This is a genomic window from Actinosynnema sp. NPDC002837 (assembly GCF_040295345.1).
Taxonomy (GTDB): Bacteria; Actinomycetota; Actinomycetes; order Mycobacteriales; family Pseudonocardiaceae; genus Actinosynnema.
The window spans coordinates 1-13,856 of record NZ_JBEOVG010000009.1 but is presented as its reverse complement, the minus strand read 5'-3'; the positions used below and the strand labels follow the sequence as shown (position 1 = coordinate 13,856).

Annotated in this window: 14 protein-coding genes and 1 pseudogene; 7 read left to right on the top strand and 8 right to left on the bottom strand. The window is 72.3% G+C overall.

Translation table 11 applies throughout. From position 1 onward, the window contains the following. Positions 1-2 precede the first annotated feature (2 nt). The 3 genes from ABTZ99_RS09025 (at position 3) to ABTZ99_RS09015 (ending at position 2,736) form a co-directional block, all read left to right on the top strand. A complete protein-coding gene (locus ABTZ99_RS09025; RefSeq protein ID WP_498781287.1) occupies positions 3-971 on the top strand; it encodes a carbohydrate ABC transporter permease in 969 nt (322 codons plus the stop codon). Further along, positions 968-1,831, top strand: a complete 864-nt coding sequence (locus ABTZ99_RS09020) for a carbohydrate ABC transporter permease (protein ID WP_498781285.1) — start codon at positions 968-970, stop codon at positions 1,829-1,831. The genes ABTZ99_RS09025 and ABTZ99_RS09020 overlap by 4 nt, the downstream gene beginning before the upstream one ends. A 95-nt stretch (positions 1,832-1,926) precedes the next feature. After that, positions 1,927-2,736, top strand: coding sequence for a hypothetical protein (locus ABTZ99_RS09015; protein WP_499609730.1), 810 nt, complete (start codon positions 1,927-1,929; stop codon positions 2,734-2,736). Positions 2,737-2,773: 37 nt separating this feature from the next. On the opposite strand, the gene ABTZ99_RS09010 is transcribed toward ABTZ99_RS09015, so the two are convergent. The 6 genes and pseudogenes from ABTZ99_RS09010 to ABTZ99_RS08985 form a co-directional block, all read right to left on the bottom strand. After that, positions 2,774-4,183 (bottom strand): sensor histidine kinase, encoded by a 1,410-nt coding sequence (locus ABTZ99_RS09010; protein ID WP_499609727.1) that lies wholly within the window; start codon positions 4,181-4,183, stop codon positions 2,774-2,776. Next, a complete protein-coding gene (locus ABTZ99_RS09005; protein ID WP_230572782.1) occupies positions 4,180-4,869 on the bottom strand; it encodes a response regulator transcription factor in 690 nt (229 codons plus the stop codon). The genes ABTZ99_RS09010 and ABTZ99_RS09005 overlap by 4 nt, the downstream gene beginning before the upstream one ends. Positions 4,870-4,945: 76 nt before the next feature. Next, positions 4,946-5,560 carry a trimeric intracellular cation channel family protein gene (locus tag ABTZ99_RS09000; protein WP_499609724.1) on the bottom strand — a complete coding sequence of 205 codons (615 nt, stop codon included), beginning with the start codon at positions 5,558-5,560 and terminating at the stop codon, positions 4,946-4,948. Positions 5,561-5,571: 11 nt separating this feature from the next. Further along, positions 5,572-6,702 carry a GNAT family N-acetyltransferase gene (locus ABTZ99_RS08995; protein ID WP_499609721.1) on the bottom strand — a complete coding sequence of 377 codons (1,131 nt, stop codon included), beginning with the start codon at positions 6,700-6,702 and terminating at the stop codon, positions 5,572-5,574. Positions 6,703-6,712: 10 nt separating this feature from the next. Beyond that, positions 6,713-7,546, bottom strand: coding sequence for a 3-hydroxyacyl-CoA dehydrogenase family protein (locus ABTZ99_RS08990; RefSeq protein WP_498781277.1), 834 nt, complete (start codon positions 7,544-7,546; stop codon positions 6,713-6,715). A gap of 124 nt (positions 7,547-7,670) precedes the next feature. Next, a pseudogene (locus tag ABTZ99_RS08985) lies at positions 7,671-7,862 on the bottom strand (EthD family reductase); the annotation flags it as partial. A 54-nt stretch (positions 7,863-7,916) separates the two neighbouring features. Here ABTZ99_RS08985 and ABTZ99_RS08980 point away from each other — a divergent pair. Further along, entirely contained in the window at positions 7,917-8,570 is a 654-nt protein-coding gene (locus ABTZ99_RS08980; RefSeq protein ID WP_499609718.1) for a histidine phosphatase family protein, read from the top strand. On the opposite strand, the gene ABTZ99_RS08975 is transcribed toward ABTZ99_RS08980, so the two are convergent. Further along, a complete protein-coding gene (locus ABTZ99_RS08975) occupies positions 8,567-9,619 on the bottom strand; it encodes a MerR family transcriptional regulator (RefSeq protein ID WP_499609715.1) in 1,053 nt (350 codons plus the stop codon). The genes ABTZ99_RS08980 and ABTZ99_RS08975 overlap by 4 nt on opposite strands. 68 nt (positions 9,620-9,687) lie before the next feature. Next, a complete protein-coding gene (locus ABTZ99_RS08970) occupies positions 9,688-10,005 on the bottom strand; it encodes a hypothetical protein (RefSeq protein WP_498781271.1) in 318 nt (105 codons plus the stop codon). 84 nt (positions 10,006-10,089) lie between these two features. Between ABTZ99_RS08970 and bluB the strand changes: the two genes are divergently transcribed. The 3 genes from bluB (at position 10,090) to eno (ending at position 13,679) form a co-directional block, all read left to right on the top strand. Continuing rightward, positions 10,090-10,722 (top strand): 5,6-dimethylbenzimidazole synthase, encoded by a 633-nt coding sequence (bluB, locus tag ABTZ99_RS08965; protein ID WP_498781269.1) that lies wholly within the window; start codon positions 10,090-10,092, stop codon positions 10,720-10,722. Positions 10,723-10,796: 74 nt separating this feature from the next. Then, positions 10,797-12,311: a GGDEF domain-containing protein gene (locus tag ABTZ99_RS08960; RefSeq protein ID WP_498781268.1), complete on the top strand. Its 1,515-nt coding sequence runs from the start codon at positions 10,797-10,799 to the stop codon at positions 12,309-12,311. A 78-nt stretch (positions 12,312-12,389) separates the two neighbouring features. After that, positions 12,390-13,679, top strand: coding sequence for a phosphopyruvate hydratase (gene eno / locus ABTZ99_RS08955; RefSeq protein WP_498781266.1), 1,290 nt, complete (start codon positions 12,390-12,392; stop codon positions 13,677-13,679). Positions 13,680-13,856 lie beyond the last annotated feature (177 nt).

Sequence of the window (13,856 nt, the reverse complement as noted above, 5' to 3'; positions counted from 1 at the left end):
CCGTGACCGCCCTGCAGTCCCCACCGGAGCCCGCCGGGACGTCGGCCCCCTCCCCGACGTCCCGGCGCGGCAGGCGTCGCCGCGCCACCGCGTTGGCCCCGCGCGACAAGCTCGTGCTCGGGCTGATGCTCGGCATCCCGTCGCTGGCGCACGTCGCGCTGGTGTGGGTGCCCACGCTCGGCTCGGTCGGGTTGTCGTTCAGCTCGTGGGACGGGATCGGCGGGTTCGCCGACATCGAGTGGGTCGGCTTCCAGAACTACGTCGACATCTTCACCCGGTACCCCCGGTTCTGGCCCGCGCTCCAGCACAACCTGATCTGGCTGCTGTTCCTGCTGGTCGTGCCGACCGTGGCCGGGCTGCTGCTGGCCGTGCTGCTGGACCGCCAACTGCGGTTCGGGCGGATCTACCAGAGCGCGCTGTACCTGCCGATGGTGCTCTCGCTGGCGTTGGTCGGGTTCATCTGGCAGCTGATCTACCAGCCCGAGCAGGGGTTGCTGAACAACGTGCTCGGCACCGCCGCGTCGGACCCGGTGAACTGGCTCGGCGATCCGGACATCAACCTGTACGCGGTGCTGGTGGCGGCCGGGTGGCGGCACACCGGCTACATCATGCTGCTGTACCTGGCCGGGCTGAAGTCGGTCGACCCGGCGTTGAAGGAGGCCGCGGCGCTGGACGGCGCGAACGCGTGGCAGACGTTCTTCCGGGTGACGTTCCCGGTGCTCAAGCCGGTGAACGTGGTCGTGCTCGTGGTCACCGTGATCGAGGGCCTGCGGGCGTTCGACATCGTGTACGTGATCAACAAGGGGCGCAACGGGCTGGAGCTGCTGTCCGTGCTGGTGACGGACAACATCATCGGCGAGTCGAGCCGGATCGGGTGGGGTTCGGCGCTGGCCGTGGTCCTGCTGCTGATCTCGCTCGGGTTCATCATCACCTACCTGTTCCAGGTGTTCCGCGAGGAGGACCGGACGTGACGTTCGCTTTCCGACCGGCGCGCATCGCCCTGCACGTGTTCCTGGTCCTGACGTGCCTGGCCACGCTCGCCCCGCTGCTGTGGGCGTTGTACGCGTCGCTGCGGACGTACGACGACACGGCGCGCAACGGGTACTTCTCGATCGCGGAGAGCCTGACGCTCGACAACTTCGCGTCGGCGTGGACGCAGGCGGACCTGCCGCACTACTACCTGAACACGTTGATCGTGACGTTGCCGGCGGTGGTGCTCGTGCTGCTGCTCAGCTCGATGGTGGCCTACGGGGTGTCGCGGTACAGCTTCAGGTTCAACCTGGTGCTGCTGGTGCTGTTCACGGCGGGGAACCTGTTGCCGCAGCAGGTGATCGTGACGCCGTTGTACCGGCTGTACCTGCTGACGCCGTTGCCGTCGTGGTTGAGCGACAGCGGGTTGCTGCTGGACTCGCAGCTTGGGCTGGTGCTGATCCACGTGGCGTTCCAGTCGGGGTTCTGCGTGTTCGTGCTGAGCAACTACATGAAGACCATCCCGCACGAGCTCGGTGAGGCCGCGCGCGTCGACGGCGCGGGTGTGTTCCGGCAGTACTGGCAGGTGATCCTGCCGTTGTGCCGTCCCGCCCTGGCGGCTCTGGCGACGCTGGAGTTCACGTGGATCTACAACGACTTCCTGTGGGCGCTCGTCCTGATCCAGACCGGGGACAAGATGCCGATCACGTCGGCGTTGCAGAACCTGAAGGGCACGTTCTTCGTGGACAACAACCTGGTCGCCGCCGGCTCCCTCCTCGTCGCCCTGCCGACCCTGGTCGTCTTCTTCACCCTGCAACGCCAGTTCATCGGCGGCCTGACCCTGGGCTCCACCAAGGGCTAGGCCGTTGGGGTGGTCCGCGACCGCGGCGGTATCCAGGTCCCCCGGCGGTGATCCCTGTCCGAGGAACCCACCACCCCCGTCGAGAGGACGTCCCGATGCTCGCCCGTCGGATCCTGGTCGCCTGCGCCGCCGCGACAGCCGTCGGCTTCGCGGCGGCACCGCCCGCGCAGGCCACCTCGGCCACGCTCTACGCCGAGGTGGACGAGCTGGCCGCCGAGCTGAACTCCCAGCCCTGGCCCGACCAGGACACCTACAACCACTACCCCGGCGAGCTGGGGCACCCGGACGGCGCGTCGACCGCCGTGTGGGGCACGCCGGGCGGCCCCACGACGTACGAGAGCAAGACCAAGTGCGCGCCCCTGCTCACCCTGGCCCTGCGGCACGCGTTCGCGTGGGCCACCGACAGCTACCTGACCACCGAGTTCGGCAGCACCAGCCCCACCTCCGCGCAGTACCACGACGGGTTGCGGGCCGGCGCCGACCACTTCACGGTCAAGACGACGGTGCCGAGCCTGGCGCAGGGCGACGTCATCGCGGTCGAGTACCTCGACGCCGCGGGCGGCACCGGTGACGCGACCGGTCACGTGATGGTGGTCGCCGGCGCGCCGCAGCTCTACAACCGCGACGGCGACACCTCGACCCGCGAGTACGCCGTGCCGGTGATCGACAGCACCAAGGAGCCGCACGGCGTGCCCAGCACGTGGGCCGGGTCGCCGGTCCACCTGTTCCCGGACACGCGCCGGGTCGGCGCCACCGAGTACACCGGCGTCGGCCGCGGCTGGATCTTCATCAGCACCGGGTCCGACGACGTGCCCACCGGCCACTGGTGGGGCCCGAACGAGAACGTCACGACGCAGTACCGGCCCGCGTCGACCCGCCCGATGGTCTTCGCCGCCCTGTCCTGACCGCGCCGGGCAGGTCCGCCGAACCCGGACCTGCCCCTCAGAACCCCGCGACCGACTGCGGCACGACAGGCTCTGGGCGGCCGGGGAGGCGGATGGTGAACATCGCGCCGCCCTCCGGGGCGCGGCCGACGTACGCGAGGCCGCCGTGGCGTTCGGCCACCTGCTTCACGATGGCCAGGCCGAGGCCCGAGCCGGGCAGGGTGCGGGCCTCGGACGAGCGGTAGAAGCGTTCGAAGACGTGCGGCAGGTCGGCGTCGGCGATGCCCGGACCGGAGTCGGCCACCTCGACCACCGCGCTGCCGTCGCCCAGCTGCTTGAGGGACAAGCGGACCACACCGCGCGCCGGGCTGAACTTCACCGCGTTGTCCAGGAGGTTGAGGACGGCACGTTCCAGCGCGCTGGAGTCACCCAGCAGCGACCACGGCTGCACTTCCACCACGAAGTCCACGTCCGTCGCACGGCGCTTCGCGCGATCCAGCGCGCGCTCCACCACCTCGACCAGGTCCACCGGCTCGTGCACGACCTGCGGCGCGTCCTCACGCGCCAGCTCCACCAGGTCCCCGATCAACGTGGTCAGCTCGTCCAGCTGCGCCCGCACGTCGGCGTTGATCTCCGCCTTGTCCTCGTCGGACAACGTCGGCGCGTCCGGCCGCTCCGAGGCCAGCAGCAGCTCCAGGTTCGTGCGCATGGACGTCAACGGCGTCCGCAGCTCGTGCCCCGCGTCCGCGACCAGCCGCCGCTGCCGCTCCTGCGACTCCGCCACCGCGCCCAGCATCGCGTTGAACCGCTGCGACAGCAACGCCAGTTCGTCGTCACCCGACACCGGGATCGGCCGCAGGTCGCCGGTCAACGCCACCCGCTCGGTGGCCTCCGTCAACCGCTGCACGGGCCGCAGCCCGGTCCGCGCCACCGCCGTCCCCGCCGCCGCCGCGACCAGCACGCCCAGCCCGCTGATCACGAACAGCACCACGGACAGCTTGCCCAGCGTGACGTTCAACGGCTTGGTGGACTGCGCGATCAGCATCGCCTGGCCGTCGCCGTACGGCACCGCGATCACCCGGAAGTCGGTGCGCAGGTCGGTCCAGATGTTCTCCAGCCGCGACCCCCGCGCCACGTCCAGGTCCGCGGGCTGGGTCGGCGGCGCGACCGTGCCCTTCGGGTACAGGATCTGCCCGGTCACGTCCAGCACGCCGATCCGGATGTCGCCCGCGGCCAGGAAGGCGCCGGGGATCTCGGTGACGTCGTTGTTGACCTTCGGCGCGTTCACCGCGGCCTGGGCGCGCTGCCGCAGGTTGGAGTCCATCTGGTCGTGCAGGTTCTGGCTCACCGTCATGTACGCGCCGAGCGACACGACGGCGACGGCCCCGGCCACGCAGAACGCGGCCAGCAGGGTCACCCGGGCCCGCAGCGACACCCGCTGGAGCCGCCCGTTGGCGGCACCGATCACGGAGGGGTCTCCCGCAGCACGTAGCCGACACCGCGCACCGTGTGCAGCAGCCTGGTCTCGCCCTCCGCCTCGGTCTTGCGGCGCAGGTAGCCGACGTAGACCTCCAGCGCGTTGCCCGAGGTGGGGAAGTCGTAGCCCCAGACGTCCTCGAGGATCCGGCCGCGGGTCAGCACCTGCTTCGGGTGCGCCAGGAACAGCTCCAGCAGGGCGAACTCGGTCCGGGTGAGGCTGATCGGGCGCTCGCCGCGCCGCACGTCCCGGGTGCTCGGGTCGAGCTCCAGGTCCGCGAACCGCAGCACCGCGCCCGCGGGCTCCTCGGCGTCCGACGCCGCCCGCCGCAGCAGCGCGCGCAGCCGTGCCAGCAGCTCCTCCAGCGCGAACGGCTTGGGCAGGTAGTCGTCGGCGCCCGCGTCGAGCCCGGACACCCGGTCGGACACCGCGTCACGGGCGGTGAGCACGAGGATCGGCAGGTCGTCGCCGGTGCTGCGCAGCCGGCGGCACACCTCCAACCCGTCGAGTCGGGGCATCATCACGTCCAGCACCATGGCGTCGGGGCGCTGGGAGACGACGGACTCGAGGGCCTGCTGGCCGTCGCCGGCAAGGTCGACCTGGTAGCCGTTGAACTGCAGTGAGCGACGAAGCGACTCACGCACGGCCCGGTCGTCGTCGACAACGAGGATGCGCATGCGGTCAGTCTTGCCGCTGGTCCTGAGAGCCGCCTGAGAAGCCGGTGTGAGCTACCCGTCAAGTTTTCGCGCCCCGTCACGCGCCGGGCCCGTCGCGGGCCACCGGGGCGTTCCAGCGACGCCACAGCGCCAGCAGCCGCAGGCCCACGATCACGGCCGACCCGACCAGCGTCACCGGCACCGCGGGCAGGCCGAGGTAGTCGCCGAACGCCACCACCACCGCCCCGCACAGCGCCGCCACCGCGTAGATCTCCCGGCGCAGGACCAGCGGGATCTCCCGCAGCAGCACGTCGCGCAGCGCGCCGCCGCCGATGCCGGTGGTCATCCCGACCAGGCACGCCGCGTACGGCGGTGCGCCGAGCGCGAGCGCCGTCGTGGTGCCCGCCGTGACGAACAGGCCGAGCCCGATCGCGTCCAGCAGCAGGACCGCCCGCCACAGCTTCGCCACGGTCGGGTGAAACCAGAAGACCACCAGTCCGGTGACCCCGGCCACCGCCAGGTAGGGCCAGCTCACCAACGCCGCCGGCGGGTGCACGCCCAGCAGCACGTCCCGGATGATCCCGCCGCCCAACGCCGTGGTCAGCGCCAGCACGATGACCCCGAACACGTCCAGCCGGGCCCGCACCGCCGCGACCGCCCCGGAGGCGGCGAACGCGGCGATGCCGACCAGTTCCAGCGCGGCGAGCAGCACGGCTGGTCAGGTTAGAAGTAGTCGGCCAGGCGCGGCACGCCAGGTGCGCCGACCACCCGGTCGAGCAGCGCGCCGTCACCGTCGAGCAGCCCGGCGCGGCGCAGCGCGTGGCTGTTCTGCATCCCGCTGAACCACGGCCCCAGCGCACGCGCGTGCAGCCGCACGGCGCCGGTGCCACCCGCCTCGACGCGCACCGCGCCGTCCTCGACCACCAGGCGGCACCGCCCGGCGTGCCACGGCGCGTGCTCGTCGACCACGTCGAGGTCCACCGCGGCGGGCTTGAGCCACGCCGCCGACGGCCAGCCGCGCGCCGCCACCGCCGCCGGCAGGTCGACCACGCGCAGCAGCCACGTGGACGTGGTCACGGTGTGCTCGATCGCCTGGTTCGTCAGCAGGCCGGTCACGGCCGGGTCGGTGACCAGCAGCCTGGCCCGGTCCAGCACCCCGGCCCAGCCGCCCAGCTCCCGCAACAGCCCCAGCTGGGTCGCCACGTCCCGGGCGACGAGGTCGTGCACCCGCAGCCCGTCGGCGTCGCGCTCGGCGGCCAGGTACCCGCGCACCTCGCCGTCGTGGCCGGGCACCACCGACACCACGGTCTCCTTGAGCAGGTCGTCCACCGCGATGGTCGGCGGGCTGCGGTCCACGAGCCCGTCCACGGTGGACGCGACGTCGAGGTAGCACGCCTGCACCGCCGGGAGGTCGCCCTCGACCAGGGGCCGGGTGGCGGCCCGCGCGCCCGCGGGCATCCGGTCCAGCGGGAACTCCAGCCACTCGAACACGCCCGACCGCTCCCACCCGCGCGACCGGTACACCGCGGGCACGGTCGCGTACAGCGCGGACAGCACCTGCCCGCGTTCGCGCAGGTCCCGCAACGCCGCGTCGAGCAGCGCCCCGGCCACCCCGCGCCCCCGCGCCCAGGAGTCGACGGCCACGCCGCCGACCCCGCCCATCGGCACCGTCGTGCCGCCCCAGAACTGGTGGAAGTCCTTGATCGTGAGCAGGCCGGCGACGTGCCCGTCGACCTCGGCGAGCAGCCCTCGCCGACCGGGCCGCAACGACGGCTCGCCGATGCCGCCGAACGCCACCTGGCGCAGCCGGTCGGCCTCGCCGACGTCGTCCTGGGTCAGCTCGCGGATCCGCACGCCGTCCTCCTCACCAGGTGAAGAACCCCTGGCCGGTCTTGCGGCCGAGCTGACCGGCCGCCACCTTCTCCCGCAACAACGCCGGCGGCTCGAAGCGCGGACCCAGCTCGGCCGCCAGGTGCTCGGCGATGGCCAGCCGGACGTCCAGCCCGACCAGGTCGGTCAGCCGCAGCGGCCCCATCGGCCACCCGTACCCGAGCCGCATGCCGGTGTCGATGTCCTCGGCGGAGGCGACGCCGTCCTCGAGCATCCGGATCGCCTCCATGCCGACCGCGACCCCGAGCCGCGACGTGGCGAACCCCGGCGCGTCCCGCACCTCGATGACGGTCTTGCCCAGCTCCTCGGCCCACCCGCGGACCCGCGCCACCACGTCGGCGGCGACCCCGGGGTGGTGCACGAGCTCGACCAGCTGCTGCACGGGCACGGGGTTGAAGAAGTGCATCCCCAGCACCCGCTCGCCCGGCAGGCCCTCGGCCAACGCCGAGATCGACAACGACGACGTGTTCGACGCCAGCACCGCGTCCGGGCAGGCCCGCGCGGCGTCGCCGAGCACCTGCCGCTTCAGCCCGAGGTCCTCCGGCACGGCCTCGACCACGAGCGCGGCACCACGCCCGACCCGCGTGTCGAGCCGTTCGACCACGGTCAGGCGCTGGAGCAGCTCGTGCGGCACGGCGTCCAGCCTGCCCCGGTCGGCCGCCTTGGCCAGCGACGCCTCCACCGCGCGCCGCGCGGCCGACGCCCGGTCGGCGCCCGCCTCGACGAGCACCACCTCGTGCCCGCCGGCCAGGAACAGGTGGGCGACACCGGCGCCCATCGTGCCGCCGCCGATCACCACCGCGATCACCGGTCCACGACCTCCGCCGCGAACATCGCCACCAGCTCGACGCCGCCGATCTCGGCCAGGTTCGCGCCGCGGCCTGCCACTCGGGCGAGCGGAAGGCCTCCTTCATGGCCTCGGCGGACTCGAAGTACATCTCGGCCACGACGTGCGGCTCGTGCTCGCCGAGGAAACCGGGCGCGAAGACGCGCGAGACCTTCGCCACCTCGGCGCGCAGCAGGCCCGGCGTCCGGTCGACCAACGGCAGGTGGGACGCGAAGTAGGCCTCGTCGAACGCCTCGACGTCGGCCGGTTTCCGGTACAGGGCGACGTACTTGACCATGTGACACCTTCCGTCCGGTTTCGCCTGCGAATGTAACACCGGCACCATGGAGCGGTGCGGATCATCCTGCTGCGCCACGGACAGAGCCTGGGCAACGTCGACGAGCTGGCGTACTGCCGCATACCCGACCACGCCCTCCCGTTGACCGAGCTGGGCGAACAGCAGGCCAGGGCCGCCGGGCCGCGGATCAAGGAGCTCCTCGGCGGCGACCAGGCGGCCGGGTACGTCAGCCCGTACGTGCGGACCAGGGCCACCCTGCGCAACCTCGGCCTCGGCGACCAGCTGGAGCGCACGGTCGCCGAGCCGAGGTTGCGCGAGCAGGACTGGGGCAACCTCCAGGACCCGGTGCGGCAGGAGGTGCTCAAGCACCAGCGGCACGCGTTCGGGCACTTCTTCTTCCGGCTGCCCAACGGCGAGTCCGGCGCGGACGTGGACGACCGCCTGGCCGCGTTCCTGACCGACCTGGAGACCCGGATGCGGGACCCGGCGCACCCCGGCACGGTCCTGGTCGTCTCGCACGGCCTCACCATCCGGCTGCTGTGCCGCCGCCTGTTCGGGTGGAGCATCGAGCTGTTCGAGTCGCTGTCGAACCTGGAGACGTGCGAGGACCGGGTCCTGACCCACGACGGCCGGGCGTGGCGCCTGGACCGGCCGTTCGACCAGTGGCGGGAGTCCCCGGACGGCGAGACCCAGGGACCGATCGGCTAGCCCGGCACGACGTCCGCGACCACGCACACCACGTTGTCCGGCCCGCCACCGGCGTTGGTCAGCTCCACCAGCCGCCGCGTCGCCTCCTCCGGCTCGCGCTCCGACGCCAGCACGTCCCGCACGTCGGCTTCGGGCACGACGGTGTGCAGGCCGTCCGAGCACAGCAGGTACCGGTCGCCGGGCAGCGCGTCGTGCAGCGCCAGGTCCGGCTCCACCGCCTTGCCGTGCAGGGCGCGCAGCAGCATCGACCGCTGCGGGTGGCTGACCGCTTCCTCCTCCGTCAGCCGGCCCTCGGCGATCAGTGACTGCACCACCGTGTGGTCGTGCGTGATGCGGAACAGCCGGCCGCCGCGCAGCAGGTACACCCGCGCGTCGCCGACGTGCACGAGGCCGAGCCGTGAGCCGGACAGCACCAGCGCGGTCAACGTCGTCCCGCTGCACTCGTCGGCGGGGTTGGCCGACAGGTACTCGCCGACCGCCGCGCCGGCCCGGTGCACGGCGTCCGCCAGCGTGTTGAGCAACTCGCCCGCGGGGATGGCGGTGTCCAGCGGGGCGAGCGTGTCGATGGCCATGGAGCTGAGCGGCTCGCCGCGGGCGCCGAACCCGTCGGCGACGGCCAGCAGCCGCTCGCCCGCGTAGCCGACGTCCTGGTTCGAGTCCCGCACCAGTCCTCGGTCGGTCCGCACCGCGTACCTGAGCGCGACGGTCATGGTGGTGTCCTTCCCGGAGAGCTGTTCCACGAGGAAGGAGGCGAGGCTCCGCCGTGCCGCGGTGTCGGCCTCGACCCGCGCCCAGTAGGCGCGCACCTCGGCCGCGGCGTCCGCCGGCGCCAGCTCGCACACCCCTCGGATGCGGGCCAGCGGCATCCCGAGCCGGCGCAACCACGCCACCAGCCGGGCCCGCTCGAGCTGGTCCGGCGAGTACAGCCGGTAGCCCGACCTCGGGTCCACCCTGGCCGGCGTCACCAGCCCCAGCTCGTCGTAGAGGCGCAACGCCTTCGGCGACAGGCGGGCGGCGCGCGCGAACGCGCCGATCGTCAGCAGCTGCACGACCCCTCCCCCGGCCGGACCCCGACGGCCCGGCTGGGACCACCGTGCGGCTTCACCCGGGGTGAAGGTCAACCGACCGCGGAATCCACCATGGCGGAGCGGTCGCGCACCAGTCCACTCAGCGACACCGTGCCCGCCACCGCCAGCACCGCCAACGCCGGCCAGTCCGCCACCAGGAGCCCCTCCTCGCCGACGACGAAGCTCCCGTACAGGCCCCAGCACTGCACCGCGGTCAGCGCCGCGCCGAGCACGGTCGTCCACCACGAGACGACCACCACGACCACCACCAGCAGGAGCAGGGCGAACACCGGCCAGCTCCCCGCCAGCGCGGTCACCACCACTCCGCCCGCGAAACCCAGCGCGGACCCGTGCACCGTTCCGACCATGACCGGCCATTCAACGCCGAGCTGAGACGCACGCCACCCTCTCCCGGTCAGGTTCACCGGAACGCGTGAGGCACGATCGTCCGAATGAGCTTCTACGACGTCCTGCACCGCCGGAGGGACACCAGGGGCGAGTTCACCGGCGCCCCGATCCCGCCCGACGTGCTGCGCCGGGTGCTCACCGCGGCGCACGCCGCGCCCAGCGTCGGCCTGTCCCAGCCGTGGGACTTCATCGTCGTGCGCGACGAGCACACCCGCCGCGCGTTCCGCGACCACGTCCACGCCGAGCGCAGCGTCTTCGCCTCCGAACTGGACGCCGGGCAGGCCGAGCTGTTCTCCCGGATCAAGGTCGAGGGCATCCTGGAGTCCACGGTCGGGATCGTCGTCACCTACGACCCCGACCGCGGCTCGCCCGCCGTGCTCGGCAGGCACGCCATCGCCGACGCCGGGCTGTACTCGGTGTGCCTGGCCATCCAGAACCTGTGGCTGGCCGCCACCGCCGAGGGCCTCGGCGTCGGCTGGGTCAGCTTCTACCGCGAGGACGTGCTCCGCCGGATGCTCGACATCCCGCCGCCCCTGCGCCCGGTGGCCTGGCTGTGCGTGGGCCCCGTCGAGTGCCTGCCGGACACGCCCGACCTGGAGCGGCACGGCTGGCGCAACCGGCTGCCCCTGGAGGCAGTGCTCCACGAGGAGCGGTACACCCGGCGTTCGGGCCGGTAGCCTGTGGTAGCCGTGCCGGCGGCGAGCGGTCACCGCGTACCGCATCGCCGAGTCGGAATGGAGTGTCAGCACGAGTGGAGCAGCGAGATCGGCTGGTAGCCGGACAGGTTCCGCAACTCGACCTCGAGGTCAAGGCGTTGCTGAACGCTGGCCGCCTGCCGGAGGCCAACACCCTGTTCGACCAGGTGGTGAGCCGCGTGCCACCGGGCGCCGACCGCTGGCAGCGCTCCGCCGTGCTGGTCAACCGCGCCAAGCTCGCCTGGCGCCTGGGCCGCATCCCGCTCGCGCTGGAGCTGGCCGCCGAGGGCTGGACCGACCTCGAGGGCGAGCACAGCGACAACCCGGCCGCCGCCCAGGCGATGCACGCCCTGGCCTACCTGCTGGAAGGCATCGGCAACCGCCGTGCCGCGGTGGACATGCTCCGCCTGTCCGTCCAGGTGGCCCGCCGCGCCGCCGAGCGCTCGCCGTCCGCCGTCGAGGTCCTGGGCCACTGCCTGCAGGGCCTGGGCGGCACCTTGAACTTCCGCGCGATCTCCTCACCGCCCGAACGGGCCCGCGCGATCTTCGAAGAGGCCCGCGGCTACCTCAAAGAGGGCCTCGACCTGGCCGAGGAGAAGCAGATGCGGCGCGCCCTGCTCGCCGCGTACAGCCGTTCGCTGGCCGGCGTCGGCGAGCTGGGCCAGGCCGAGGAGAACGCCCAAGAGGCGCTGCGCCAGGCCCAGGAGGCCGGTGACAAGTGGGCGTCCGCCGTGGCCGGTTGGGTCCTCGCGGTGGTCCGCCGCGAACAGGGCGACCTGGTCAGCGCCCGCACCCTCGCCAGCCGCGCGGTCGCCGCCTCGGAGTCCATCAACGACCCGTCCCTGCTCCTGCGGTTCTCCCTCGACCTGGCCGACATCTGCGCCGAGATGGGCGACCACGTCGGCGAGGCCACCGCGCTGCGCTGCTCCGTGGCGGCGAGCCGGACCGCCACCGAGACCCTCCAGGAAGGACTCGGCCAAGCGCTGGAACAACGCCGCGTCGCCGTCCAGGCCCAACGCCTGGCCGTCGCCGCCCAGGAAGCCGCCGCCCGCGACCCGCTCACCGGCCTGGCCAACCGCCTCGGCCTGGAGCGCGCCGCCGCGGGCCTGCTGGAGAGCACCGCGGCCCGCGGCCGGGTGCCCTGGCTCGTCCTCGTCGACGTCGACCGCTTCAAAGGCGTCAACGACGACGCCGGCCACGCCGCGGGCGACGCCACCCTGCGCGAGATCGCCCAACTGCTGCGCCGCGAGTGCCGCGCCGCCGACCTCGTGGCCCGGTGGGCGGGCGACGAGTTCGTGGTCCTGCTCGGCGACGCCGACGGCAGCACCGTCGAAGTGGGCCCGACCGTCGCCGAGCGCATCCGCGCCGCCGTGGACGGCCACGACTGGACCGTCGTGCTGGGCGCCGCCTGCCACCCCACCGTGAGCATCGGCGTCGCCGCCGGCCCGGCCAAGCTGGACGAGCTCTTCGCCGCCGCCGACATGGCCCTGTACCGCGCGAAGCGCCACGGCCGCAACCGCGTCGAGGTCGAACCCCACCTGGTCGTCACCGAGACCGTCTCCGGCAACTAGCCACCCGCCGGGGTGGCTCGACGGGGCCGGGTCGGTGCAGGATGTGTCTTGACCGATACACCTGCCTTGAGGAGCGACATGACCGCGATTGTGCGCGTCGTGGGACGACAGGTCCTGGACAGCCGCGGCAACCCGACCGTCGAGGTCGACGTCGAACTGGCGGACGGCTCGCTCGGCCGCGCCGCGGTGCCCTCGGGCGCGTCGACCGGCACGAACGAGGCCGTCGAACTGCGCGACGGCGACCGGTCCCGCTACCACGGCAAGGGCGTGCGCAAGGCCGTCGCCGCGGTGAACGGCGAGATCGCCGACGCGGTCAAGGGTCTGGACGCCGAGGAGCAGGCCGTCATCGACCAGACGATGATCGAGCTGGACGGCACCGCGAACAAGGCGAGGCTCGGCGCCAACGCCACCCTGGGCGTCTCGCTCGCGGTGGCCAAGGCCGCCGCCGCGGCGCACCGCCAGCCGCTCTACCGCTACGTCGGCGGCGTGTTCGCCCACGTGCTGCCGATGCCGATGATGAACATCATCAACGGTGGCGCGCACGCCGACAACGCCATCGACTTCCAGGAGTTCATGATCGCGCCGATCGGCGCGGAGAACTTCGAGGAGGCCGTGCGGGTCGGCTCGGAGGTCTTCCACACCCTGCGCAAGAGCCTGCACGACGCCGGCCACAACACCAACGTCGGCGACGAGGGCGGCTTCGCCCCGAACCTGAACTCCGCGGACGAGGCGCTGTCCTTCGTGGTCGACGCGATCGAGAAGTCCGGCTACACCCCCGGCGAGGACGTGGCGCTGCTGCTGGACCCCGCCGCTTCCGAGTTCTACGCCGACGGCGTGTACGACTACCGGGGCGAGGGCCTCAAGCGGTCGGTCGAGGAGCACGTCGCCTACCTGGCCGAACTGGTCGACAAGTTCCCGATCGTCTCGATCGAGGACGCCATGGCGCAGGACGACTTCGACGGCTGGAAGCTGATCACCGACACCCTCGGCGACCGCTGCCAACTGGTCGGGGACGACGTCTTCTGCACCAACGTCGACCTGCTGCGCAAGGGCATCGACCTCGGCATCACCAACTCGATCCTGGTCAAGGTGAACCAGATCGGCACCCTCACCGAAACCCTGCTGACCGTCAACACGGCCTTCCGCGCCGGCTACTCGGTCGTCATGTCCCACCGCTCCGGCGAGACCGAGGACTCCACCATCGCCGACCTCGCCGTGGCGGTGAACTGCGGCCAGATCAAGACGGGCTCCCTGTCCCGCTCCGACCGCACCGCCAAGTACAACCAACTGATCCGCATCGAGCAGGAGCTGGGCTCACAAGCCGAATACGCCGGCAGCCGCTCCCTCCGCGGCCACCGCACCCACTGAGACCACTTGCCCCCCAACAGCCCCGTAACCGGCACCCTGGAACATCCCCACCCGCCCACAACGGACCCGCACATCCCCACCTAGGCCCGATTTGACATGGGTTCGGGTGCCATAGGCTGGTCGAAGCCGGGCAGGCTTGGCGGACGCTTTTCCCGCCAGGCCTGCCCGGCTTTGGCC